The sequence below is a fragment of the Sphingopyxis sp. L1A2A genome, assembly GCF_005502465.1.
Lineage (GTDB): Bacteria > Pseudomonadota > Alphaproteobacteria > Sphingomonadales > Sphingomonadaceae > Sphingopyxis.
Window position 1 is genome coordinate 83,549 of the sequence record NZ_SCOT01000010.1, and the last position, 25,256, is coordinate 108,804.

Genomic DNA, 25,256 nt, shown 5'->3' on the forward strand with positions numbered 1-25,256 from the left:
CTCAATGCTCCGCCTCGCCCTTGCCGATTTCGGCCTTGAGCAGGAAAGCACCCTTGGTCGCGATGACCGCGCCCGGTTTCACCCCGTCGACAATCTCGATACGGCCGCCGCCGCGCTTGCCGGTAACCACCGTCATGGCCTGGAAACCTTTGGCGGTCTTGACGAAAACGACCTCGCGGCCTTCCACGGTTTGCACCGCTTCCTCGGGCAGCGCGATCAAGCTCGACCCGGCAGCGCCGCGCGGCTTGATCCGCGCACGCAGCCCCTGGCCGGGCGTCAGGCCGCCGATGCCGTCGGGGACGAGGACAATTGTCGCCGTCTTGCTTTCCGCGTCGAGGCTCGGGGTTGCCGACCGCACCACCGCATTCACGGTCTCGCCGCCCAGCAGTTCGATGACCGCGGTATCGCCCGGCTTGATCCGCCGCGCATCTGCGGCGAGCACCGAGGCATTGATCTGGATGCGGCGGGGATCGGAAACCCGGAACAATTCGGTGCCCGCGAGCACATAGGACCCGAGTTTCGCGTCCGACTTGGTGACCCGCCCCGAAATCAGGCTCGTCACCGCCAGCGTGCGGCCGTCGCCCGATACCTTGGCGGCGGCGGCTGCTGATTGCGACCGCCGTGCTTCGGACTCGGCCTCTGCGAGCGCCGCCGCGGCGGCCTCGAGATCCTGCTTCGCCGTAATCCGCGCATCGAACAGCTTCTTTTCGCGGGCATAGGTCGAGCGCGCAAGCGCAAGGCGCGCCGTCGCCGAGCTGCGCTCGGATGCGATCGCCGCCGCGTCGCGGCTTTCCATCACCGCGACCGCCTCGCCGGCGCGCACCTCGTCGCCGAGGCGGCGGTTTATGCGGGTAATCGCCCCATCGGCGCGCGCCGTGAGCACAGCCTCGCCTTCGGGGGTCGACGCAACGACACCCTGCGCGAGAATCTCAGAACCGAGGCCACCAGCCTGGATCGTTTCGGTAACGATGCCGGCGCCCTTGGCGCGCGCCTCGTCCATCAGGATCTGGCCTTCGACATGGCCTTCCTCTTCTTCCTCGGCAGGCGCCTCAGCGGGTGCTGCGACGGGTGCGGTCATCGACCGGCCGATCAGGATGCCGCCGCCGCCAAGTATGAGTGCCCCGACCGCCACAGCGGCCATCAGGCGATTCTTGTTTTCGAAGATTTGCATGTTGTGAGTCCCCTATTGCGCGTTCGCGCGGCCCAGCGCAGCCAAGGCGCGGGCGCGGTCGAGTTCGGCTTCAATGAGTTTGAGATTGGCGCTGGTCAGCGCCTCCTGGGCATCGATCAGCTCGATAAGCGTGAACTTGCCCTGCTGGTATCCGATCTCGGCAACCCGGGCAGCTTCACTCGCCTGAAACAGTCCGGCGCCCGACAAGGCCGTCACACGCTCTGTGGCGGCCGAGAGCATCAGCTCGGCGTCGCGCCGCGAGAAGCGGGTATCGAGGCGCGTCTGGGCAAGCTGGGCTTCGGCGGCTTCGCCGCTCGCGCGCGCTGCATAGATATTGCCGCGATTGCGGTTGAACACCGGAAGCGGGATCGAGACGCCGACGATGAACGCGGTGTCCTTGCTTTCGCGGAAGTTTCGGACACCGCCCGACGCCGTGATGTCGGGAACGCCCTCGGCCTGGGCGAGACGCACCCGCGCCGAAGCCGCATCGCGCTCGGCGGCCGCGAGACGTTCGTCGAGGCTCTGGGCATCGGCCGGCAAGGCGGGCGGCGTCGGAATATCCTGAGCGATGGCCGACAGCTCGGGATCCTCGCTGCCGATGCGCAACGCCAGTTCCTGCCGCGCCGACAAAAGCTCCGATTTTGCGCGCAGGCTTTCGGCCTTCGCCTCGGCGAGCAGCGCGTCGGCGCGCAGCTTGGTCAGCGGCGGATCGCGCCCGACGTCGACCAGCGTCTCGGCGATCCGCGCGAGTTCGACCGCCCTGGCATAGACGCTGTCGGCGAGCTTCGCGCGATCTTCGGCCGCGCGCAATTCGGCGTGCGACATGATGATGTCATATGCGAGGTCGGCCTCGGCCTTGCGGAGCGCGATTTGCGCAAAGTCACGCTCAGCCGCCGCGACCTCTTTGCGGGCGCGCCTCTTGCCGCCGAGCTCGAACGGCTGCGACACCGCGACTGTGGTCTCGGTCTGGCCAAAGGTTCGATAGGGTCCGGTGCCGCTAAAATTCTCGACTTCGGCGGATATGGTGGGGTTCGGCCGTACGCCCGCCTGCATGGCGCGACCTTCGGCCGCCTTCAGTTCGGCTTTCGCTTTGGCAATTCGAGGGGAGACATCCTGACCGCGCGCGAGCGCGTCGGACAGCGAGACAGGTTCGGCGAACGCCGGCTGGCTTGCCATGGTCAGCATCCCTGCAAACAGCAGGGTGCCCAATGATTTCGACATAAATACTCCTGATCAATGCGTGACGACGCAGGCGAAAGCCTGCGCGAAGCAGTGATCAGGCGGCGGGAGGTTCGGTGGGGGGGGCGGTCGCGCGCGAAGCGAGCGCCGCGGCCGTGCGAGCGAGATGGATGTCACGGTTCGGCAACCAGCTGCCGTTCGCGTCGGACGCGTCGACGGCCAATCCCGCGGGGCAGTGATGATGGTGCACCAGTTCGGCGCCACCACTCGTAGGGCTGCTGTCGTCGGGGGCCGCGTCTTCGGCGACCTCCGCAAACACATGCTGATGCGCGTCGATGCCAATCGGCGCGGCGTCATAGGCCATGACCGGCGTATCCGGGCAAGCCATAAGCGCCACTATGAGCAACAGGAACTGGATCGCGCGATTTCGCATCGACCGCCGGTTAGCAGCCCGGCGAGATACAGGCAAGTCGCCGGTCATGGCCTGTCCGGCGGCAGATAGGGCAGCAAATCCTCGGGCACCGGCATCGGTACAAAGGCGCTGATGCGAGCGCGGCCGGTATTGCCGGTCGGGAGGCGACCGGTCAGCGCGCCAAGCGGAACGAGGGCAATGCGCAGCAACTGGCCGAGGATTTCCCGGACGTCGCGCCGAGAAATGGCGAATGTCAGCATCGCGGCATGCGAGGCGAGATGCAGACGGAATATCGGCTGGGCAATGATGTGAGCGCGCTCGAGGTGATGCCATGCCGCAGACCAATCGCGGGTATCGCGCGCGTGCCGATAGGATCGCATTTCCACCGCAACGGCCGAGCGCGTGATATCCAATCCGGCGTCGGCCGGTTGAACGGCGTCGGAGGCGAAGCGATGGTCGGGCACTGTTTTCCTCTCGCGCTGTCTCGAGTCGGACGCACAGATACACCCTGTAGCGGCTACAGGGTCAAGCCCGCCGGTATGCAAATTCGGCTCGTCGGTTCGCAGCCCCCTGTATTGCTCGAGATGCCCCCCTAGCGCCGCCGTCGCTCGGACGCGAAGGCCCGATCGGTCGCCATGAAGCGTTCGATCATCGGCACCGCGATTTTTTCAGGCGGCAGTGGCTCGGCGAGGCCAGTGGCCTTCGCATGCACCTCGGCATAGGCAAGCAGGTCGCGGTGAAGCGCGCCCGGTAGTTCGACCGATAACTTCACGGGCTTATCGTCAGCGATCGGGCCAAGCCTGAGCTTGCTCATAGCGCGGTTCCTCCATCGGGATCGAGGATCAGATCGCGCGTCACGATGACGTGCAGCGCGAAGCCGGGACGGATTGTGATGGTCGGAGGCACATTCATCTGGCGCTCGACGAGCCGCCGGCCCGACTGGTTGATCGTATCCTGTGACCCATCGCGAAGGGCGCGAACGATCGCGTCATCCCCATCCGAACCAAGCTCGGCACCGACGCCGAGCAAGGTCGAGATCAGCGCCGCGCGCAACATCGATCCCCAATGATTGTCCGTGCGATCGGCGAGCCCCGCCATGCCGCGGGCATCGGCGCCTGGCTGGCGATCGAGCCGGATCGAGCGGCCGCCGGGCAGGATCAACCTGTCCCACGCCAGCAATACGCGTTTCTGCCCCGCAGCGATCTCGCTGTCATATTCGCCGATGAGCCGCGCGCCCTGCGGAATGAGCAAGGTTCGGCCGGTCGGGCTGTCATAGACATTTTGCGTCACCTGCGCGGTGACCTGCCCGGGAAGATCGGAGCGGATGCCGGTGATCAGCGCAGCCGGGATGACGCTCCCGCTCTGGAGAATGTAGGGCGAGCTGGGTCCGCCAATGCGTTCGGGACTTTCGTTCGGTTTGCCGGCGCCGCCTTCGAGAAAGGCTCGGCGCGCCGCGTCCGGACTCCGCTCACCGGCTACCGGCGCCGGTGCGGCCACGGCAGGCTCGATCGATCCGCGCAGCGCCTCGGCCACGCCTGCACCCGCTGACCCTCCGCCAAGAAAGAGACGACTGGTGGTGGCGGCTTCGCGCTCCTGCCGCGCCCGGTCGCGCGCGTCGTCGGTCGGTGAGCGCGCGCCAGCTGGCGAACTGCCCATCGGCGGCACCGGGACGATTTCGCCATCGCGCTGCGCTGCGACGATCGGCCGCCCGAGGTCGCCAGGAAGCGGCGGCCCGAGCTTCGGCACCTTTCCATAATCGGCGGGCGCGCCCGTCACGACCTCGGCGCGGTTCGCCGTGTCGGCAGAATAAAGATTATCGGACGACTTGGGCGCTGAGGGTTGCAGCGCCCAGAGCAGGGCGCCGCCGATCGCGATTCCCCCGGCCGCACCGATGCTCGCCAGCGTCTTGCGCGACAGGCGCATAACCCGCGGCGGTTCGCCGCGTAGGCGAAAGGCGTCGATGGCCGGCGGCTGCGCAGCGCGATTTTCGTCGCCCGGCTCTTCGGCGGGCGGCACGGCATGGTCCTGCCGCTCGGTCATGACCGGCCCCGGCGACGCGGCGTCGCACGCTCGATCAGGACGGTCCGCGCCTGTTTCCCGGCGCCTAAGCGAAGTTCGCCGCGCTCGAACAGGCGGTCGACGATCATGTAGCGCCCCTGCACCCGGTAGTTGACGAGTTCGGCTTCGCCGCTGCTGCCGATGACGAACAGCGGCGGCATGTCGCCCGATGCGATATCTGCGCCAAACTCGATGAAGAGCTGGCGCGTATCGTCGAAGGCGCGGACCGGGCGCCAATCGACCTTGTCGCCCGCAATCCGGTAGCGGAAATTGAGCGCCGCCAGGTCGATCGCCCCGGCGACGGGCGCGGCGCGCGCCGCCTCGGCCTCGGCGACTTGCAAGGCGATGAGCTCGTCGGCGGGATAGGTCCAGGAGACCGACGCCATGTAGGATGCGGCGGTCGCGCGCAGTTCGACATGATAGGTACGCCGGTCGGTGTTGATGACGGGCTCGCTGTCCTTCGTCTTGCGGCCGTTCGGGACGATCGCGATCGGCGCGGTGACCATCAGGGTCGCGAGCGTGCCCTCGAAGCTGCCGTCGTCCTTGACGGTGAGATTTGCGATACTTGCCATTTGAAGTCTCCTTGGATGCCCGGGGACCATCCCCGATGGCGCCAGAAGGAGGGGCCGGGCGCCGCCGTCACCGAGCGGCACGCGAGGGCGAACCCCCGCCTAGGGGGTTGACGGCAAAGGCGAACCGAGACCCGCAGGAAGCGACAGGAGGGGAAGTCACCGGCGGGCAGGTAGCGTGGTCAGCAGGGGATCACACCAGACTGACGGCCGCTCCGGACAGCCGGCAGGCGTCAAGCTTCAGAGATCGTCGGGCGGCACACCCAAGGCCGCGGAGAGGGTGTCGTTGGTGTCGGAGATGCCGGTCCAGAATTCGACGAAGCGGCTATCCGTAGGACTGCCGCGGACGCCTATTCGCGCCACGATGAGGAGGCACCAGCGAAGCGCCTCGCGGCAGAATTCGCGGTCTTCGAACAGCTTTTGCTGATTATCGAAGACCCCCGCAATCACCATTCCCTGCATGTAGAGCGAGGAAGGAGCGTATTTCGGATGAACGAGGTTTGAGCGCAGATTGTAGAGTTCGCGAACCTTCCCGCAGAGTTTCTTCGAGCCGTTCAGCGGCGCGCCCCACAGGAGGTTGGGAAGGTGCGCGAGCTTGTGCTCGATCGTCTTGTCGTTTGTTGCGAGGTCGACGACCTTTTCAGAGCCCGTCTGCAATCCGGCGACATGGAAGTAGACATTAAGAAAAGCCTCGGTCCCGACGAGGCTCATGAGGAAAGCTTGCAGGCCGCGGCGACGGTTTTCCCCGCCGTCATAGTCCGGGTCGTTTTCGGCTTTCATCGCGGCCAGCTCGCGGATCGCGATCTCGAAATAGGTCCGCGCTATGGAGTTAGGAGACTCAAGGCTGATGCCGCCTTCATATGGCTTTCCATCCTTATGGATGGCGCTGATGCTGCCGTCCTCGTTGAAGTCGAACTCGAAATGCGACACCTGACCCTCCTCGATCCGTCGGTCTTCGTTACTCGATATCCTAGTGGAAATCATGGCTGCGGATGCGCAGCGGCGCGTCGCGCGAATCCGGTCCCCCGCCGTTCCGTGCGCCGTCGCCGCGCCCGGGCGCGATCGAGACATCGCCCTGCGCGATAGAGCGCAACATCGCGTCATGATCGGTAATCCGGTCGCAGATGATGTGAATGACCTCGCCTTCCTTCTGAAGCCGACCGCGCATCGCGATCATCGAGGCCGACATGACTTGGCGCCGGTAGATATCGAACCGGTCAGGCCAGAGGATACCGTTGGCGATGCCGGTCTCGTCCTCGATCGTCACGAACAGGACGCCTTTCGCCGAGCCGGGCCGCTGCCGCACGAGGATGACGCCGGCGACCTCGATGTTGCGCCCGTCGCGGATCTGTCCGAGATCGGCGCAGCGCACGATACCCATCGTATCAAGCTCATTCCGCAAGAAACTCAGCGGATGCGCGCGGAGCGAGAGCTGCAGCGTGCGATAATCTTCCACCACCTCGCGCCCCGCGGACATTGGCCGAAGCAAAGTCGCAGGTTCGAGCCCCTCGGGCGAGAAATTGGCCTCGCGAGCGTCTGCCGCCGCGAACAAGGGGAGCGGCGCCTCGCCAAGACCCCGCACCTTCCACAAGCCCTGCCGCCGGTCTTCGGCGAGGCAGGTGAAGCCATCGGCTTCGGCGATCCGTTCGATTGCGGCGCGCGGGACCCCGGCGCGCCGCCACACATCTTCGATGCAATCGAAAGGCATATCGCCGCGCGCGCCGACGATGGCGGCGCCATGGACATTGGCGAGGCTGCGCACCTGGCGGAAGCCGAGACGAACCGCGAGATAAGGACCCTTCCTTTCCTCCAGCGTGCAATCCCAATGGCTGTCGTTGATCGAGACCGGGCGCACTTCGACGCCATGCTTGCGCGCATCGCTGACGATCTGCGCGGGCGCATAAAATCCCATCGGCTGCGCGTTCAGCAACGCAGCGCAGAAGACGTCGGGATGATGATGCTTCATCCAGCATGAGGCGTAAGCGATCTTCGCAAAGCTCGCGGCATGGCTTTCAGGAAAGCCGTAGCTCCCGAAGCCCTCGATCTGCTTGAAGGTCCGCTCGGCGAAATCCTTCGGATAGCCGCGCTCGATCATTCCGCCGACGAGCTTGTCGTAGAAATGGCTGACACCGCCGGTGAGCTTGAACGTCGCCATTGCGCGGCGAAGCTGATCGGCTTCGGCCGGGGTGAAGCCGGCGCCGACGATCGCGACCTTCATCGCCTGTTCCTGGAAGAGCGGCACGCCCAGCGTCTTCTCGAGCACCGCGCGAAGCTCGGGCTTGGGATATTCGGGCTTCTCTTTGCCTTCGCGGCGGCGAAGATAGGGATGGACCATGTCACCCTGGATCGGGCCGGGCCGCACGATCGCGACCTCGATCACCAGATCGTAGAAGCATTTGGGCTTGATCCGCGGCAGCATCGACATCTGGGCGCGGCTTTCGATCTGGAAGACGCCCAAGGTATCGGCCTTCTGGATCATGCCATAGACCGCCGGATCATCGTCCTGCAGGTCGGCCATGCCGACCGAAATCCCCTTATGCTCGGCAAGCAGATTGAAAGCCCGGTTCATACAGCCGAGCATGCCGAGGCCGAGCACATCGACCTTCATGAATTTGAGGACGTCGATATCGTCCTTGTCCCATTCGATGATCTGCCGGTCTTCCATGCGCGCGGGCTCGATCGGTACGAGATCGTCGAGCCGCTCCTGCGTCAGCACGAAGCCGCCGGGATGCTGCGACAAATGCCGCGGCGTCCCGATGAGCTGCTGCGCGAGATCGAGCGTCAGCCGCAGCCGATGATCGTCGGCGTTGAGATTGAGGCTCGCGATCTGCTCGTCGGGGATGCCGTCGACCGACCAGCCCCAGACGAGGCCGGTGAGCATCTTGGTGAGGTCGCGCGGCAGGCCGAGCGCCTTGCCGACCTCGGCAACGGCGCCACGCGTCCGGTAGCGGGTGACCACCGCGGTCAGCGCCGAGCGATGGCGGCCGTAGGTCTCGTAGATCCACTGGATGATTTCTTCGCGCCGTTCATGCTCGAAATCGACATCGATATCGGGCGGCTCCTTGCGCTCGCCCGAGACGAAGCGCTCGAAAAGCAATTCATGCTTGATCGGATCGATCGAGGTCACGCCGAGCAGGAAGCAGACGCAGCTGTTCGCGGCGCTCCCGCGCCCTTGGCACAATATCCCGCGCCGCCGGCTCTCGGCGACGATCGAGTTCACCGTCAGGAAATAGGGGGCGTACCCAAGCTCGCCGATCAATCGCAGCTCATGATCAATCTGCTGCCGGTAAGCGGGCGGCACGCCGCCCGGAAACATACTGGCAGCGCCTTCCTCGGTGAGCGCCGCGAGCGCTTCCTGGGCCGTTCGGCCCGCCATCACTTCCTCATAGGGATATTGGTAGCGGATCTCGCCAAGATCGAAGCGGCACAGCGCCGCGATGTCGGCGGTGGCCTGAATCGCGTCCGGAAAGAGCTCGAAACGCCGTTCCATTTCCGCAGGGGATTTCAGCGCACGGTCCATGAAACGCTCGCGCTTGAAGCCGAGCGCGTCGACCGTGGTCTTCTCGCGGATCGCGGTCAGCACATCCTGCAGCGGCCGCCGTTCGGGGGCGTGATAGAGGATGTCGCCCATCGCGACGCAGCGCACGCCGATACCGCGAGCGAGCGTGTCGAGCGCGCGCAGCCGCGCGAAGTCGCCGGGACGGCGGCGGAGCGAGAGCGCGAGATAGGCGTCGCGGCCGAAGATTTCGTGGAGCTCGCCAAGATCGAGGCGGGTGCGCTCGTCCGCCGTATCTGGGAGCAGAACCGCGACCAGTCCTTCGGCCCACGCCACAACATCGGGCCAGTCGAGCCAGCAATTGCCCTTCCCGCCGCGCGCCTTGCCGAGCGACAAGAGCCGGGTCAGCCGTGACCAAGCGGCGCGGTCCTTGGGGTATAGCAGCAGCGATCGGCCATCGCGAAGATCGACGCGCGATCCGGGGATCAGGCGCACGCCGGTCGCCTCCTGCCCCGACAGCCCCCGCACCATTCCCGCGACGCTGCCCCGATCGCAGAGGCCGAGTGCCGAGTGGCCCATCAGTGCGGCAGACGCGAATAATTCCTCGGGAGCCGAAGCGCCTCGCAGGAAAGAGAAATGGCTCGTCACCTGGAGTTCGACGTATGTCGTGACGGGCACCGTCATCCGAAGACACCGTGCATATACCAGCTCAAATCGCCAGTGCGGTTTTCGATCGCATCGCCGCGGCGGAACAGCCAGAAACGCTCGCCAGTCTCCGCCTCGACGCGAAAATAATCGCGCACCGCCCACATTTCGCGGGTCGTTCGCCACCATTCGCCATGGATGCGCTCGGGTCCGTCGCCCGCGACGACGCGGTAGGACCGTCCGCGCCACGCAAAGCGGCGCGGCGGATGGTCGGGAAGCAGCGCGACGACGCCCGACAGGGCTTCGGGCCGCGCGAGCATGCGGATCGGCCGCGCCCATGCCGGCCAGCCGGAAGGCTGGGCGAGCGGGCCGGTACGGCCGATCGCGCGCTCGGGCACATCGCTTTCGCGGCCCTCGAGGCGGAACAACGCGCCCTCTCCAGCGCGCCCCGCGAGCTGATCGACGAGCGGCGCAAGATCGGGCGCGCGCGGTCCGCTATCGAACCCCGCGCCGATCGCCTCGGCGCCGAGGGGTTCGACCTGCGGCGCGGCAAGGGCCATCGCCTCGATCCCGAGCCCAGGCTCGATCCGGTCGATGCGCAGCCTGAAGAGGCGCACGAGATGCTTCGCGTCGCGCGTCGCGCGCGCAGTGCCGACCGTGACAAGCTGCTCGCGCGCATCGACACGCTCGCAGCGAAGCACCGCCGCGCGAAGGCCGAGCCCGCGCTCCCGAAGGTCCGCGACGAGATCGGCGACGAGATCCGAAATTACCTGTTCGATCGCCTCTGCGGTGGCGATCGGTTCTAGAAGCCGGCGCTCGGCGCACGGCATTTCGAAAGGGACGACGGGCACTATCGGCTCGGGCAGAAAGCCGCGCGCCTGATCGAGTCGCTCGACCGCGCCGCGCCCGAGGCGCCGCGCGAGCGGGCCGCGCGGCATCGGGTAAAGGTCAGCGATTCGTTCGATTCCGAAGCGCGCCGCCGACGCGAGCGCCTCCGGCGAGAGCCGGAGCGCGCGAAGCGGCAGCCCGGCGAGCGCCTCCCCCTCCCGCCCTTCCGGCAAGACCAAGGTCGCCGCGCCGCCGAAGCGCGCGAGCGCGTGCGCGGCGCCGGGCGTGCCGGCGATCGCGACGCGCGCGGTAAAACCGAGACGCCGGACGAAGGATAGAAGCCGCGCGGCGAAGCGCGCCTCACCGCCGAAGAGGTGCGTCGTGCCGGTGAGATCGAGCCACAACCCGTCGCTCCCCGACACGGCGGCGGTCGGCGTCCAGTGGCGCACCGCATGCAGGGCGAGCCGATCCAGCCACGCCCGATCCGCCTCGGGCGCAGCGTCGTACACATCGAGATCGGTGACGAGCGCGCGCGCATGCGCCGCGGCCATGCCGGGCGCGAGTCCGAGATCGAGTGCGAGCGGACACGCCGCGGTCACGACATCGCGCTGGCCCGTGCGAGCCACGAGCATGGTCGGGCGAGCGCCCCACAGCGGCAGCGGTGGCGGCGCGATGGACGCGCCGGGCGGCGCGCATCCATCATCCGCCCGCGATAACCGAAAGACAGGTGCAGCCGCCTCGCTGCGCCGCCCCAGCTCGCGCATGGTCGGTCGCTGGTGTGCCGGACGGGTATCGACAGGGTCGCGGTTCGGCGCGGCCGAACCCGTGTCCCGCGCCCAACTCGCACCCGGACGCCAGCCGCCGCCCCGCGGCACCGAGCAGGTGCCCGGATTATCGTCGACGGATTCGGGAAGGCGCGGGCCGAGCCGCGCGGGTTCAGGCGGCGTGCCCGAGCGCGAGATCGGCGCTGCCCGTCGCAAACGCTCGATCGCGAGTTGCGGCAGGAAGAGCGAGGCGACCCTGGTCATCGCACGCCTCCAGTTCGAGGGAGAAAGGCGGCCCGCCGCGCTGGCGCACAAGCTCGACCGACCATCGCCCGCGCCCCACCCCGGGCATCGACAACGGGGTCGAAGCGAGACTGCCGATCCGCCAGCGCGTGCAGGCCAGCGACAAGTCGGTGAGCGGACATTGGCCGTAACGACGGTAGCGGCGGTAGAGCAGCATCGGGGTGCCCCCTTCGGAGGCAGCGAGCTGGAGCCGCCGCGTCGCCGTCTGGTCAGCCGCCTTCACCTCGGCGACGACGCAGGCGAGCGACCCGTCGCGCAGCGCGTCCTCGCACAGGGCAAGCAGCTCGCGGTCGTTCTTGCCTTGCGCATAGAGGACACGCCCAGGCCCGAGTCCGGCCTGCTCGAGTCCCGGGGCATAAAGGTCGAAGCGTGTCAGCGCCCAGAGCACCGAAAGACCCGGCGCCGCCGCGAAGCGCGCGGCGATCCCCGCCGCGAACAGCGTTGTCGCTGCATCGTCGCTCCAGCTTGCCGAGGCAGCCGCGACCTCATGCAGTCCCGCGCCGTCGAGCCCGCCGGCGCTCAACAGATGATCGATCGGTCCCACGCCGAACGGCAGTACCGGTCCGCGTGCCGCGGCGACGCGCGCCACGGTCTCGCGAAGCGCTTGAAGCTCCTCGGCGCTCGGCCGGGGCGGTGAAAAAGGCGGTGCGGTCATGATGTTCATCGACTCAGATGTTCCCTATATGTTCCACCCGGAACGAACGTGCGTCAAGCCGTCCGCGTTCCCTTGCTGTGGATCATTCACTGGCGCGTCACCTTCGCGCCTGTAAAAGCGCGCTAAATAATATGCCGCTCACCACCGACCTGCCCTGGACCCAGCTTGCGATCTACGCCGTCGGCGCGGCCCTGATCCTGATGTTGCTGTTCAAGATTCCCTATGTCGGGCGGGTCTTTCGCGCGCTTTTCTCCTTCACGCTGCTCGCCTTCGGCATCTTCCTGGTCCTCCAGCAGGCGCCGTTCGATCCCAATCTGTCGCGAATCACTGCAAGCCTCGGTCTCGACCGGCAAGAGGTGGTGGGCGAGGAGGTCCGCATTCCGATGGCCCGCGACGGGCATTTTTGGGCGACCGTGCGCCTCAACGGCACCGAGCGGCGCATGCTTGTGGACAGCGGTGCGACGGTCACCGCTCTTTCGGTCGAGACGGCGCGGGCCGCAGGCGTCGAGGCCGATGCGACGCTCGTGCCCTTGCTCATGAAGACCGCAAACGGCACGGTTCGCGCCGACGCAGGAACGCTCGACCGGCTCGATATTGGCGGCATTGAGGCGCGAAAGCTCAAAGTCGTGATCTCGCCCGGGCTTGGCGACACCGACGTCCTGGGCATGAATTTCCTCTCGGAACTTCAGTCGTGGCGCGTCGAGGACCGCAAATTGATCCTGACGCCGAAAATAGCCAAATCCGGCGCCTGATGCCGGCCGACAATCGCGCCAACATCGATCGCTAATCTCGCTGAGCTTCATCATCAGAGGCATCGCGCGGTTCGGCAGGATGAGCGATGGTAAAGCTCACCGAAAATTGGCCGGACGGCCCGGGTTCGTCGCTCTCAATCGCGAAAATATACCCGTTCCACTCGAGCGAGACACCTTGGTGATTCTCGTCCAGCACGCCGCGAAAGGCCGCGACGGCATCGGGTCCGACGGCCCTGTCCATCAACATGGCAATCAGCTTCGCGAAGCGTGGCTCATCCTCTTCCTTGTTGTCCGGACCCCACATCCAAAGTTCGAGCGTAAGAAGCGTCGCATGTGCCTCGTCGCCCTCGACATAATAGGTTGCATGATTGGCAAGCGGCCGATCGCCAAATTTGTGAAGAAAACTCGCGCGATAACGGTCGAAATACCAGAGGTAACCCGGCAACGTGAAACCTTCGGACGCCAGAAACTCCATCGCGACATAGGGCGACCAGCCGTCCGCGGGGTCAACGTCCGGACGCCGTTCCGCGCGTTCCTTTTCACGCTGGGCCTGAGCGATCGCCTGGACGACGCCCAATCGATCCGTCGGTCGGCGATGCATGATGATGTGACGCCACCGCTTGAGCAGACCCAGATCTCCCCGGAAGGCAAAAAAAGCCCGTTGCCGCGCGAAGCGAGCCAGACCCTTGTCGGGCAAGCCATAGGCAATGTTTCCGAAGTTCCGGTCATAAACGATGACGACCGACACGCAGTAAAGGAACGGCAGAAAGAGGAGCGACAGCAAGATCGGCACGAGCAGCTCGCTCACATTCTTCCGCACGTCGAACTTCGGCCATTCGAGGAATGTCGCGTAAATGCTGTAAGCCAGAACTGCGAAGCCGACGATCGCGAGAAAGGTGCCAAGACAGCGCTTGGCCGGGGCATGGGCCACATCGCGTTCGCTGACCTGATGCATAAGCGCCAGAAAGGTCATCAGAGGTATGATCACCAGCTCAACGGGGAGGCTGAAGCTTTGCAGTCCCCCGATAAACACCAGCAACCCGGTGAGGCTGAGCGTATCCCGAATGGTCCGGCCAAAATAGGTCCGGTCCTCGTCGATCCGGTTCGCATTGAAAAGCGTCGCCGGCACAAAAGCCAGCAACCATGCGGCCGTCGACTTGATGTTATCGACGGTCCAAATCCCCCACCAGGCAAGGAACGCGACGCACGCAGCAACATAGAGCGCAGCAACCGCGAAAATGAGCAATAGCGCACGATGCGCCATGGCCCTTAGCATCGCGCGAAAAGCCGACCGGACCGGCGCGTTGACGAACACCGCCGCTACCACAATTCCGCTCCAGACCAGCGTCGCAATCTCGCGATTGTTGAAGTCCATCAATCCCCTCCGGCCTGGCAAGCGGCAGTCAGCTACTTTCGGCAAGACCCAGAAGCTCAGCCGTCCGCTCGTCGCGCCGACCGCCGAACCAGCGATCGAGCGCCGCCCCGAGGAGCGCGCCCCCGCCAGCCGTTTCGAACAGCGTCAACGACGATCTGAGCTTTACGGCATCGACATCGCCGAACACCGCCACCGCGTCACTGCCGATCAAATCCTGGAGCGCCGACACGCATTCGACATAGCGCGCGCCAAGAAGCGGATGCGCGAGATAGGCGCGTGCCTCGGCTTCATCGGCAATCGCATAGCGCTGCGCCATTGCGCTTCGCCCAAGCCCCGCGAGCTGCGGAAAAATGAACCACATCCAATGCGAGCGCTTCTTGCCGCGCCGAATCTCATCAAGCGCGCGGGCGTAAATCTGCTCCTGCGCGACGACGAACCGCTCCAGCCCCTGTGCTTCGCTCATAGCGCCAGCGCGCCCTGCGCCGGCGGCTTGCCGTAGACCTGGGTGGCCTCGAGGCTGCCCGTTGGCAGCCATTTGAGGACATCGGCGGCGGGCACGCGCGGATCGAGCCAGGCCGCCCATTGATCGCGCGGCAGCGGAATGATCTGGCGATGGTGATAGGGTGCAATATCCGGCCCCGCGTCCATCGTAAGCAGGCTGAAGGCTTCGCCGACATGGGCGTCGCGCCATATGCCCGCCATGCAGAACCAGCGATGATTCTTCATCGTGAACAGCCATTTATCGAGGCGCTTTTGCGTCTTGTCGGTCGGATCGGTGAATTCGTAGAAACCGTCGCACAGGACAAGGCAGCGCTGGGTGCCAAGATCGCGGCCCTCCGAGCGGACATTATAAACCGGCTTCCCGCCCTGTCCCGGCCAGCTCCAGCGCCGGTTGACGAGCTCGCCCATCGCCGAGCCATCGCTCGCCTTCACGATTGGCCCCATGTCGGTGATGCGGACGTCTTCGCGCGCTGGCACGTTCGGCGCGCCCTCGGGCATCTCGATCTTGATCTTGAGATCGTCGAAATCTTCGGCGATCGAGGCGATATCGACTTCCAACCTGTAGTCATTGCACATTCGCCTCTGCCCCCTGGCTCTTGCGACTCATCTTCGTTCCTATTATGTTCCACATGTGACCATCGCGCCAACACCTTTTGATCCCGATGCCCCGGGCGGCGGCGTGGCGGCGCTCGTCCGCCGCGACCCCGACAATATGGGCGAAGTCGAAATGGTCAAAGCGGTATGGGGTTCCGATCCGCGGTTCTCGGACGGCATCAATTTTCGTTTCGTGCGCTCCGAAGGCCGTGCGTTCCCCAAGCGCCGCTGCCTGATCCCGGCGTCCGAGTTCCGCATGGGCACCGGCGAGCACCGCTACCGGGTCACACTCGACAGCGGAAATTTCTTCTATCTCGCGGCCGTCTGGGACCCGCCGCTCGCCGACTGGCCGCTGTCGTACCGCATCCTCACCATCCCCGCCGGCGCCGACGTCATTCCCTATCAGTCACGCCACGGCGTGATCATCGAACGGCGCAATGTCATGCACTGGCTCGACGGCACGCTCCCCAACGAAATACTATTCGAGGAGCCGCCGCGCCACACGCTCTTCGTCGAACCGCTGCGGGCGCAAGCCACGCTCCCGTTATGACGCGCGCCGCAGCCGCGCGGGCACTGCGGCCCGCGCCCCAAGCCGACCTTTTTGGCACACCCTCGCTTCCCGGCCTCGCTTACCGCGACGATGTCGTCACGCCCGCCGAAGAGGCTGAGCTGATTGCCAACATTGCAGCCTCCAACCTGACGCCGTTCCAGTTCCAGCAATGGGAAGGAAAGAGGCTGACGCGCTCATTCGGCTGGACCTATGATTTCCAGACCGGCCGATTTGCCCCCGGCGATCCGTTGCCAAAATGGCTCGAACCGGTGCGTGCTCGCGCCGCAGCCTTCGCCGGCCTCGATGAGTGCGCGCTCGAACAGGCGCTTCTCATCGAATATGGTGCAGGCGCCGGGATCGGGTGGCACAAGGACCGGCCGGTATTCGAGCATGTCATTGGCATTTCGCTCGGCGCCCATGCCACCATGCGCTTTCGGCGCCGGAACGGCATCAGGTTTGATCGCACGAGCGCGGCTCTTGCGGCGCGTTCCATCTATCATATGGACGGAGAGGTGCGTAACGACTGGGAACATGGCATCGCCGCGATGGACAGGCCGCGCTGGTCGATCACATTGCGGAGCCTTCGCTGACGAATTAGGCAGCCCGCCGTTGGCTCCCGGGAAGGCACCAATGCGCGACATAAATATGGCGCTGACTGGTAGGCATATGTCATCATCCTCCCATGATCCGATCACTAGGCGACCTTCTTGAAGCATTGCGTACTGCGGAGGCCAAGCAGCTCGACATGAGCGATATCACGCATCCGCCGACAATCGGTGCGATGTACGAAGGGCTGACGCGCAAATTGCTCGAAGTAGCGATCCCTTCCCACCTCGAACTCCAGATCGTGCGGGGGTTCGCCGTCGATGGCTTTGGGGGACGCAGCGGCGAAATCGACTGCATGCTGGTCCGCGGCACCGGAAAGCCCGTTCCGTTTGTGGATGGCATGTTCGAGTGGAACGTCCGCGATGTGCTCGCGGTGATCGAGGTGAAGAAGACGCTGTTCGGAGGCGAACTCGCCGACGCCTATGATCAGTTGAAGGGAGTTGCCGCGGTAACCAGCTCCTGGCTGAAAGGCGCAACCGGCCCGGCCGATTTCAGTCTGGACGCGTCAATGCGCCGTTATGCCGAATGTGTCGGCGAGCTTCTCCCCGACGACTGGATGGGGATGGATCGTGCGAAGCACATGATCTGGCACAGCATCATGATCGACCAGATCGCCCCTGTTCGGATCATGATCGGTTATGGCGGATATGCGACTGAAGGCGGACTGCGCCGGGGGTTCGAGCAGTTCCTCGCGGAGCGCGTGCAGCAACAGGGACATGGCCCTCCGTCGCTTCCAAACTTGATCGTCACGAAAGGTGCCGCGTTGGTGAAGCTGAGCGGCCATCCTTATTGTTCCCCGATCTACTCGGACGGCTGGTGGCCGATCGTGGCCAGTTCGCATGTGAACCCGACCCTGCTTATCCTCGAACATCTTTGGACGCGCATTTCTTATCTCAGCCCGGCTCCCGAACTGTTCGGTGACGATCTCGAGGTCGAAAAGCTCTCGCTGCTGATCAGCGCAAAGCCTCTGAAGCTTGCCGAATCAGATAGGTGGAGCTGGCAATATCAGGTTCTGAACGCGAGCCCGGCAGACTTGGCTGCGGGTCCCGAACACCGGCCATGGCAACCGGTCGAGCTCGACCCAATTCAGGCGGTGGTGGTCCGGCAACTCTGCAAGGTGGACATCAGCACCAAGGATCAGGAGTTGATCAAATTCCTTCAGAAGGAGGACCGCGATCCCGAGCAATTTTTCCGGTCGCTAGTAGACACCACGTTGGTTGCGCGCGACGGCGATGATCTCGTGCTCACGACGTTGCAGCTCAAGATGGTGATGTTGCCTGACGGGCGAGATGTCGCCGCCGACGACAATTCTGGCCGTCTGACGCGCTGGGTCGACCTATTCATGACGGATTGGCACAATAAATCATCGTAGGCAGCGCGGGCTATTTCTTCTGCAATCCGAACCCTTACCTGCTTCCCGAAGATACGGATAAAAGCGAGAGACGCGACAAATGATCACACCCAGTCGAGGATGCAGGCCTCGTGTGATGCGTCGTTCCCCATCTTCAGTCGTATGAAGAGAGCGTGCGCATAGCCGATCTCCTGCTTGAGCTTGGCAAGCTTCATCAGGTCGCGCTCGTCGCTTCGATTGCTCGTCGATTTCTTGATCTCGATCGCGAGCAGATTGTGATCGTCCGTACCCGGGACGTGCACGATAATGTCTGGGAAAACCTTGTTATCGGTTAGCTCGCCTTCGGCGTCGGGCAGCTCGATCTCCTTCGGATAGACCCCATGGCGGTTATATTCGACATGCACCGCATGGTCCGGGAAATACGGCTTCAGGAGCCACGCGAGGCATGAGGAGATGGTCCGCTCACCGATATCAAAACCGATAATCTGCCCCTCCTCGACGTAGAGCGCCTCAAGCGCCGCCGACACCTTTTCCTTGATCTCATCCTCTTCCATCGCATCCCCCTCGCCCAGGTGCTCTCTACGCCCACCTGTACGCCGCCGACAGCTATGTCGAATCGCATGGACTCGCAACTGAGCCGCGCGGCAATTGGCGCGACGGCAAGTTGCACCAGAGCATCAGCCATGAAAGCGGCGAGTGCGTCGCTGCCTCCGAACCGGTCTTCCTCACGCCCTGCCGGCAAGAGAGGCACCGCTGCTATGTCTGGGACGAAGCGACCATCGGCACGGTCTACGAGAAGGTTGATCGATGCCGGGAGTCAATGGGCTCACCGGTACGTTTCACATACCTGTCCAGACGAAAGAAATGGCAGAATTTGATCGTATCTTCGGATGCAATCTAGGTAAGCCCCGCTGCAGCGATGGAGCGGGGCTTACCGCATCCCCCACCCACACATCGAAGTCGCCGGCCCGTAGGGCCCGAAAAACGCGCTCTTGGGAAGCCCGCAGCGTGGCGGCGTGCGATGCGCGCCAGTGCCTAGCCGCCGCCCCGCAAGGAAAGCGAGCCGAGTGCGCCGCGCGGCCCAACATCAGCGCGACCCCTGGCCGAGCCTGCGAGGTCAGAGTGCGGTCACCAGCTGCCGCGCCCTGCCTCTCTCGCGTGTACGCTTGATCAGTCGCAGGCCAATCGGAACCGGAGTAACAAGTAACGCAGAAATATATGCCGCCGGAACTGCTTTGTCGATTGCATGTTTCGTCCTATGCCCTGTGCAGCGATGTCTAGGAGCAACAATAGAGACGAGTTCACACCAGCCACAAAGAAGGCGCTGGAACGACAGGCGCGCGGCCATTGCTCCAATCCCGAATGCCGCGACTTGACTAGCGCTGCCACCTCGGACGGTACCGACGAAATCCGGGTTGGCGTCGCATCGCACATCGAAGCGGCGGCCGAAGGCGGGCCCCGATACCGCGCCGAGATGACGACCGAGGAGCGCCGGTCCGCCGACAATGGGATTTGGCTCTGCCAAGTGTGCGGCAAAGCAGTAGATTCTAAGGATTCCAAATTCACCGTCGATGAGCTTCGCGGATGGAAACGCCGGTCAAACGAGGACAGCTGGCGGAGCGTCATGGAGAAAATTCCATACGGTCCGCGAATGGCACCAACGCCAAATGATATCCGAAGGCGGCTCGAGGCGGCGGCGAAAGCGGACCTCGACAGCATGCAGAAAATGGCCAAATGGCCACGTTCGGATATATCGCCGACGCTGATGATCGAGGGCATCGAAGCGCCGCTCACGATCAAGGCGCTAGCCGAAGCGGTGACAACGTTCGACGACCTGCTCCTCGTCGCCCCACCAGGGATGGGCAAGACGGCGACCCTGTTCCACCTTGCGCGCAGTGTCTCGGACATCGGCAACGGCATCCCCTTGGTCCTCCCTTTGGGGGAATGGGCGACGGGGACCGAGAATATCCTCGGCTCGATCCTGAAGCGACCGGCTTTTCTCCATGTCTCCGAGTCAGATTTCCGGACAGCTGCCGACAATCCGGGCATTGTGCTGCTCCTCGACGGGTGGAACGAACTCGACGCTTTATCAAGGCAGAGGGCCGGAATTCAGATCGCTCGGCTCAAGCTCGAGCTACCGGAAGTCGGCCTGGTGGTGGCGACACGGCAGGAGGCGCTTGACGTTCCGCTCGCCGGCAAAGCGGTTGAAATATTGCCGCTCGGCGACGAGCAGCAAATTAACATAGCCCGTGCCCTTCGGGGTGCCGATGGAGAACGGCTGGTCGACCAGGCCTGGCGTACGCCCGGAGTGAGCGATCTGGTCGCCGTCCCTCTTTACCTGACCGCGTTGCTCGACCTTCCGCCGGGCACCGCTTTTCCGCGGACAAAGGAAGAGGTGCTGAGGCGATTCGTTGCAGCGCAGGAGAATGACGAGGCGCACAAGCCGAGCCTCCGCGCCGTCGTCGACGGCTTCCAAGCAGAATATCTCGAGCGGCTCGCAGTCGTTTTGACAGACTCGGGAAACACCTCCCTGAGTGCCCCGACCGCTCGGCAATCCGTCGCCGCTGTCACTCGGGATTTGATAGAGGCCGGACAACTCTCCAGCGCGATTGCGCAGCCGAACGACATATTGAACGCGCTCGCGAGCCATCATGTCCTCGTCCGAATGGCCGACGATTCAGGCTACACATTTCAGCACCAGCAGTTCCAGGAATGGTTCGCGTCGCACTCGGCCGCGCGGCTGATCGTCGAGGCCGGATCGGATGATATCGCCAGAGATCATCTAAAGCGCGACATTCTGGACCTTCGTCCCTGGACCGAAGCGGTCCTGTTCGCCATCGAACGAATGTCTCGCGGCGACGAAAGTCTCAAGGCGGCCTGCGGCAAGCTTATATTGGCCGGATTCGAGGTCGATCCGATCCTCGCTGCTGAGCTGATCTATCGCGCGACGGACGAGGTGTGGGACATCGTTTCCTGCTCTATCAAGGCCAATCTCGACCGATGGCATGCAGCCGGCAAAATCGATCGCGCGGTGAGGTTCATGATCACCTCGGGGCGCCCTGAGTTTGCAGACATTTTGTGGCCCCTATTCTCCCACGAAAACGACCATGTGCACCTTGCGGCACTGTCGGCCGGATCGCGCTTTCGACCGGCGGTGCTGGGCCCGAACGCCGAAGCCAAAATCAAGGAGCTTCCACAACCTATCCGCGCAAACGTGCTTCGTGAGATCGCGTCGAACAGCGGCATGGATGGTCTAGACCTTGCGACGAAACTGGCAAAGGAAGATATCGATGCTGAAGTGAAGGCCACGGTCGTCTCGACGCTCGACTACAGGCGTGCAGACCGCCATGTCTTAGAGATTCTCGAAACCGCGGATGACGCGACCTATGACATATTGGTCGATCGCCTTCATGTAGGCCAGATTCATGATGCTGCCGTCGCCGAGAGGATTACAGCAGCCAGAGCCCGTCGTGCCGCGACGCGCACGTCGCCGCGCGAGCGGCTCTATGACCTGGTACATGGCGAAGACCCCGCCGCTGTTGAGGAAGTGACCGACCTGGTTGCACGCCTCGATATCGACCGGGCAAACTCGGCTCAGTCGGCCTTGCTGTATGACGTGCAACAGCGCTATCCGAAGGCGTTTACAGACGCGCTGATGCTTCGCCTGCGTTCGGGCAGTGACCTCTTCTATCGCGCCGACGACGCGCTTGCACTGGCCGGTTACATATTCGACGATGAGGAACTGCTCGGGATCGCCCTTTCCGGCACGGACAGGGTCGATGATCGAGCAGAAGCTGCCGCTTCGGTCCTGGGCCCCGCTTCGGTCGGCAAACTCATCGATGCGTATCTTACGGCAAGGGCGGCATCGCGAGTCGACGGTCGCTATGACGAGGCAGCGACCAAGTATGCCTCGGCGCTCAGAAGCCGTATCGCCCACACGCCGGGATCGAGCCTTGTGGCCGCCATGCTGAGCAAGGCCGACGATCTTCCCGACGAGAGCATTGGCGATCTCAGCCATCTTTTTGCTCGCGACACCTCTGACGAAGAAGGTCGAGGCCGCCCCTTCAGTCGTTCCGATCAGGCAAAGATCGGGGATTTGGCCGAGAAATGGGGCGAAAGGCTCCTCGCAACGGAGAATATCTCGCGCGTACAAAAGGCCTCGATCGCCGAAATGATAGGCCGCGCACCTTCTGCGCGCCGGCTCCCGATTCTCAAACGACTGCTCGACGACAATCTTAATCTGTACGCAGGTTTTCGCGAGCGAGTTCGGCAGAGCGGGCGGGCCGACAGAGATGCTATACAGCAGGCCCAACATCCGTTCCTGACCGAATATTATCGAGCCCTGCGCGCGATCGAAGGGACCGAATGCGACGATCTGGTCGCCACCTATCTCACCAATGTTCATTTCGGTGAACTAGCCGCCCAAATCCTCCGCGATCATTGGACCCGAGCAACTTTGCCGAAGTCCGACAAGATGTTCTTTGGCGGCGTGGACTTCTCAAACGTGGTTGGACGCCGTCAGGAGAAAGCAGCGCAGCCCGAATTCAGCGCGGCCGAGGCAGACAGGATTTTCGATGCGATCGATACGCTTACGGCGCGGGGGCTGGAGCAAGACGAGCAGAAGCAGCTAGCGCTTGCGCTCGCGGCCGTCGGCACGACTATGCCGCACGGGGAACGGCGCGAAACCATCGACCGGCTGCTTGCGACCGCACCACGGCGCGCCCGCGCGCGGCTACTCCTTTCACTCATCTTATCCGGGGAGACCATTCAGATCGGGACTATCGAGACGGGAATTGCCGATGTCTTCGAGGCCGCCAAAACGGAAAGTTGGATCCTGCGAGACGATTCCTACGAGCTCAAAGAATGGCTTCGCCTGCTTCCGTTCGCGACCCCGGTCTCGGAAATCCCGAAAATCATTGCCAACTTGCCCGAACAGCAACGAAACCCTCGCATGCTGGAAGAAATGACGCGATGCCTTGGCCGAACGCCGGAGCCGGGCGCCGAAGAGGCGCTATTCGCCCTCGCCGAGAATGACCCTGCATTTTACGCCGACCATCAGTGGCACGCCTCCGCTCTTGAGCTGGAAACGCTGAGTTCGGCGCGGCGCCTCATCGATTTGACGATTGCCGACAAACTGAAGAGATCAGCGAGTGATGCTTGGCGCGCGCAACGGGAGCTTGCCGCATTGATTTCAAAGCATCCAGAACTTCGGATCGATGTGCGGGAATTGTTGGGGGACGGGGCCACCAGCGCCCCGTTGCTCCTGCTCGCGCGCGCGCTGGCCGAGAATCCGGCGGTCGAGGATATCAAGCTTCTGATCGACGCCGAGAAGACGTCGAGCCGCGCCTTGCTTGATTGGCAGTCGGTCGAAAATGCTACCACCCTGACGATCCCGTCCGACCATTGGCAGGGGGCGTACCACCGGGTGCCGTTGCCGGCGAACGAGCTCCGCCGTGGACTCCTTGCCCTCACAACGGACGGCGGCGCGACTGACCGTGCCGCACACTGTCTCAACGAAATAGACAAGTTGCGAGACAAGATCGGCGTCTCCGAGCAAGAACGCCGACACCCCGACATTACCTCCGGCCGACCTTGGCCGATACTAGCGCCAGACCCATACGCCGAAGCTTTGGAGTCGTACCCCATCTCGATTAACTCGCCCGAGACCACTTAAGCCAGAAGCAGGCACCGATAGGCGTCGCGCATCCCGAAACGCGGCCGACGGCTCAGGACCGGGCGCCTAGCGCGCTGAAATCATCGGCGTCGGCGCGGTTCATGCGCTGCCCGGTGACCGTACCCCACGCGGCCCCAATCGCCTCTCGCACGACCAGCGGGCATTCTCGCCCGTCCCTGCTGTGGAAGGAAATGAAGGAGTTGGATTGGAGCGGGTCGGCCCCGGCCGTCCCCGCCATGCTCTCGACCACGAGTAGGCCATTGACGGCCCGGCAGGTGCCTCCCTTCACGGCATCGCCGAAAAGCCAGACGATCGTCTCGCGATCCAATCGGAAAGGCGGCGTAATGATTACGAGAAGGCCGTAAGGATTTTCCATGCCGAGCGCAGCCGCGGTGGCCTTGATCTGCTTGTTAGCCTCTGTCGCCTCACGCTGGACGCGCTTCCCCATGATCCGCAACGCTTTGTGCGCGATCGGCACGGGCAAATCGTGCATTCCGATCGTCACTTGCCCGAAGATAATAGGCGCGCCTTCCGCGACGTTCTTTTGAAACATCATCACGATCGCGTCGGCCACTTCTGGGCTCGCGGCGCGATCGGTTGCAATTGACTTCACTTCGACGACAATATTGGCATCTTTGAAGACGATGTCGGCCTTCTTGCCGCCATAGCCGGATGCCAAGTGATCTTCGACGGCTTGGCCTCCGGCAAGGCGCAGCACCTCAACCATCAATTCGTGCTGATCCATCATCAAGTCCGCTATCCCCTAACGGCCGCAACCTTACAATCAAGTTCGCTTTCCCAACGCTTTCATAGCAATGGAAACCCCAATAGTCCGAACAGGGAGTCGTCGTGAGCTTCAGTCCAGTCGAGCAGGAAGCAATTATTCTAAATGCTGTCTGGTCGATGATCGACGAGATGGTCAATTTCGCCATTTTCATGCCGATCGGCCCTAAGACCGATGATCTGGTGCTGATGCCTCGAACAGAGGAAACCCGGCGAATATCCCACATCTTGCTTGGCGACTTTTTGTCCCCGCTCGTATCGCGCGGACGATCTGACCTGCCATTTAGCCTGGCGAAGCCGACGCCGGGATCGCGCCAGAGCGATTTCAGCTTCCTGTTCTACTTGCGCCAGATCGCCGCCAATCCGCAACTGGGGCGCGACGCCCGAAAGCTGGTGGAGACCGTCGAAGCGTTCTCAGCGTGGCTCGAGCAGGATACACATATTGAGCGCGTCTGGCTTCCCTCAATCCAAGTTGAGGTGGACCTCGATATCGCGCGAATGACCTGGATCAAAATCTGCGCCGACATCGGCAAGCACAGTTTTGCGCGCCTTGAGGGCAATGTGAAGAAGATCGTGGAAATCCTTGAGCGGCACGGAAAGTCGATCGACGAAGGGATGGGGTACACGGTGCTTCCAGAGTTCTGGGAGTGGTTCCACGACCACCTCTTCGCGTATCACATGAGCACGATCGCGGAGTATCTGAACAATATTCGATGGGCGATCTACGCATATCTTCGGCCCGAATATGGGCGCGCCTATCATGAAACGGGCGTTGCCATGGAACTGCCGATCTATGCCTTTCATTATCCCGCAGGGATCGAGGCCCCGCTTGCGAAGACCATGTACTGGGATCTCATGAACATGGTGCGTGCGAAGCGTAACCGTGTCCTGAAGGCCACCTTGCGGGAAGCTGCTGCGGGGTGCTGATAGCCGCTCTTTGCGAGGAGCGGTGATGAGCGAGGATATCGGAGCGTCGGGAGCGAGTGTTCT

The 25,256-nt window shown here is 63.7% G+C and carries 22 protein-coding genes; 6 read left to right on the forward strand and 16 right to left on the reverse strand.

Annotation, left to right across the window (positions count from 1 at the left end):
- Position 1: 1 nt before the first annotated feature.
- From FFS68_RS08635 to FFS68_RS08685, 11 genes are all read right to left on the reverse strand, one after another.
- A complete protein-coding gene (locus FFS68_RS08635; RefSeq protein ID WP_137752778.1) occupies positions 2-1,171 on the reverse strand; it encodes an efflux RND transporter periplasmic adaptor subunit in 1,170 nt (389 codons plus the stop codon).
- Between the two features lie 12 nt (positions 1,172-1,183).
- Positions 1,184-2,392: a TolC family protein gene (locus FFS68_RS08640; protein ID WP_137752779.1), complete on the reverse strand. Its 1,209-nt coding sequence runs from the start codon at positions 2,390-2,392 to the stop codon at positions 1,184-1,186.
- 55 nt (positions 2,393-2,447) lie between these two features.
- On the reverse strand, positions 2,448-2,831 hold the full coding sequence (locus FFS68_RS08645; protein ID WP_137752780.1) for a hypothetical protein: 384 nt from the start codon (positions 2,829-2,831) through the stop codon (positions 2,448-2,450).
- Positions 2,828-3,226 (reverse strand): DUF3703 domain-containing protein, encoded by a 399-nt coding sequence (locus FFS68_RS08650; protein ID WP_249340088.1) that lies wholly within the window; start codon positions 3,224-3,226, stop codon positions 2,828-2,830. Before FFS68_RS08650 ends, FFS68_RS08645 begins: the two co-directional genes overlap by 4 nt.
- Positions 3,227-3,354: 128 nt before the next feature.
- Positions 3,355-3,576, reverse strand: a complete 222-nt coding sequence (locus FFS68_RS08655) for a DUF2274 domain-containing protein (protein ID WP_137752781.1) — start codon at positions 3,574-3,576, stop codon at positions 3,355-3,357.
- On the reverse strand, positions 3,573-4,802 hold the full coding sequence (locus FFS68_RS08660; RefSeq protein ID WP_137752782.1) for a TrbI/VirB10 family protein: 1,230 nt from the start codon (positions 4,800-4,802) through the stop codon (positions 3,573-3,575). The genes FFS68_RS08655 and FFS68_RS08660 overlap by 4 nt, the downstream gene beginning before the upstream one ends.
- Positions 4,799-5,326, reverse strand: coding sequence for a TrbG/VirB9 family P-type conjugative transfer protein (locus FFS68_RS08665; RefSeq protein ID WP_283214598.1), 528 nt, complete (start codon positions 5,324-5,326; stop codon positions 4,799-4,801). Before FFS68_RS08665 ends, FFS68_RS08660 begins: the two co-directional genes overlap by 4 nt.
- A gap of 303 nt (positions 5,327-5,629) precedes the next feature.
- Complete coding sequence (locus FFS68_RS08670; protein ID WP_137752784.1) at positions 5,630-6,319, reverse strand: hypothetical protein; 690 nt, start codon at positions 6,317-6,319, stop codon at positions 5,630-5,632.
- Positions 6,320-6,359: 40 nt separating this feature from the next.
- Positions 6,360-9,569, reverse strand: coding sequence for an error-prone DNA polymerase (locus FFS68_RS08675; RefSeq protein WP_137752785.1), 3,210 nt, complete (start codon positions 9,567-9,569; stop codon positions 6,360-6,362).
- A complete protein-coding gene (locus tag FFS68_RS08680) occupies positions 9,566-11,386 on the reverse strand; it encodes a DUF6504 family protein (RefSeq protein ID WP_137752786.1) in 1,821 nt (606 codons plus the stop codon). The genes FFS68_RS08675 and FFS68_RS08680 overlap by 4 nt, the downstream gene beginning before the upstream one ends.
- Positions 11,295-12,089: a protein ImuA gene (locus FFS68_RS08685; protein ID WP_171003786.1), complete on the reverse strand. Its 795-nt coding sequence runs from the start codon at positions 12,087-12,089 to the stop codon at positions 11,295-11,297. Before FFS68_RS08685 ends, FFS68_RS08680 begins: the two co-directional genes overlap by 92 nt.
- A gap of 122 nt (positions 12,090-12,211) precedes the next feature.
- Here FFS68_RS08685 and FFS68_RS08690 point away from each other — a divergent pair, with 122 nt between their 5' ends.
- Positions 12,212-12,832, forward strand: coding sequence for a TIGR02281 family clan AA aspartic protease (locus FFS68_RS08690; RefSeq protein WP_137752787.1), 621 nt, complete (start codon positions 12,212-12,214; stop codon positions 12,830-12,832).
- Positions 12,833-12,863: 31 nt separating this feature from the next.
- On the opposite strand, the gene FFS68_RS08695 is transcribed toward FFS68_RS08690, so the two are convergent.
- Genes FFS68_RS08695 through FFS68_RS08705 form a run of 3 tightly spaced genes read right to left on the reverse strand, consistent with a single transcriptional unit; the run spans position 12,864 to position 15,284 of the window.
- Positions 12,864-14,207 carry a hypothetical protein gene (locus FFS68_RS08695; protein WP_137752788.1) on the reverse strand — a complete coding sequence of 448 codons (1,344 nt, stop codon included), beginning with the start codon at positions 14,205-14,207 and terminating at the stop codon, positions 12,864-12,866.
- 28 nt (positions 14,208-14,235) lie between these two features.
- Complete coding sequence (locus tag FFS68_RS08700; protein ID WP_137752789.1) at positions 14,236-14,670, reverse strand: DUF1810 domain-containing protein; 435 nt, start codon at positions 14,668-14,670, stop codon at positions 14,236-14,238.
- A complete protein-coding gene (locus tag FFS68_RS08705) occupies positions 14,667-15,284 on the reverse strand; it encodes an SOS response-associated peptidase (protein ID WP_137752790.1) in 618 nt (205 codons plus the stop codon). Before FFS68_RS08705 ends, FFS68_RS08700 begins: the two co-directional genes overlap by 4 nt.
- Before the next feature lie 103 nt (positions 15,285-15,387).
- Here FFS68_RS08705 and FFS68_RS08710 point away from each other — a divergent pair, with 103 nt between their 5' ends.
- The 3 genes from FFS68_RS08710 (at position 15,388) to FFS68_RS08720 (ending at position 17,830) form a co-directional block, all read left to right on the forward strand.
- The gene (locus FFS68_RS08710) at positions 15,388-15,852 is read left to right on the forward strand and encodes an SOS response-associated peptidase family protein (RefSeq protein WP_249340089.1); all 465 of its coding nucleotides are present in this window, start codon (positions 15,388-15,390) and stop codon (positions 15,850-15,852) included.
- Positions 15,849-16,442 carry an alpha-ketoglutarate-dependent dioxygenase AlkB gene (locus FFS68_RS08715; protein WP_137752791.1) on the forward strand — a complete coding sequence of 198 codons (594 nt, stop codon included), beginning with the start codon at positions 15,849-15,851 and terminating at the stop codon, positions 16,440-16,442. The genes FFS68_RS08710 and FFS68_RS08715 overlap by 4 nt, the downstream gene beginning before the upstream one ends.
- A gap of 155 nt (positions 16,443-16,597) precedes the next feature.
- The gene (locus tag FFS68_RS08720) at positions 16,598-17,830 is read left to right on the forward strand and encodes a DUF6602 domain-containing protein (protein WP_137752792.1); all 1,233 of its coding nucleotides are present in this window, start codon (positions 16,598-16,600) and stop codon (positions 17,828-17,830) included.
- Positions 17,831-17,913: 83 nt separating this feature from the next.
- Here the strand turns inward: FFS68_RS08720 and FFS68_RS08725 are convergent, their stop codons facing one another.
- The gene (locus FFS68_RS08725; RefSeq protein WP_212742330.1) at positions 17,914-18,363 is read right to left on the reverse strand and encodes a hypothetical protein; all 450 of its coding nucleotides are present in this window, start codon (positions 18,361-18,363) and stop codon (positions 17,914-17,916) included.
- 920 nt (positions 18,364-19,283) lie between these two features.
- Between FFS68_RS08725 and FFS68_RS08730 the strand changes: the two genes are divergently transcribed.
- A complete protein-coding gene (locus FFS68_RS08730; RefSeq protein ID WP_212742331.1) occupies positions 19,284-23,483 on the forward strand; it encodes a hypothetical protein in 4,200 nt (1,399 codons plus the stop codon).
- Positions 23,484-23,535: 52 nt separating this feature from the next.
- Here FFS68_RS08730 and FFS68_RS08735 read toward each other — a convergent pair whose 3' ends face one another.
- Positions 23,536-24,231 carry a hypothetical protein gene (locus tag FFS68_RS08735; RefSeq protein ID WP_137752794.1) on the reverse strand — a complete coding sequence of 232 codons (696 nt, stop codon included), beginning with the start codon at positions 24,229-24,231 and terminating at the stop codon, positions 23,536-23,538.
- 101 nt (positions 24,232-24,332) lie between these two features.
- On the opposite strand from FFS68_RS08735, the gene FFS68_RS08740 reads away from it, so the two are divergent.
- Entirely contained in the window at positions 24,333-25,193 is an 861-nt protein-coding gene (locus tag FFS68_RS08740) for a hypothetical protein (protein ID WP_137752795.1), read from the forward strand.
- Positions 25,194-25,256 lie beyond the last annotated feature (63 nt).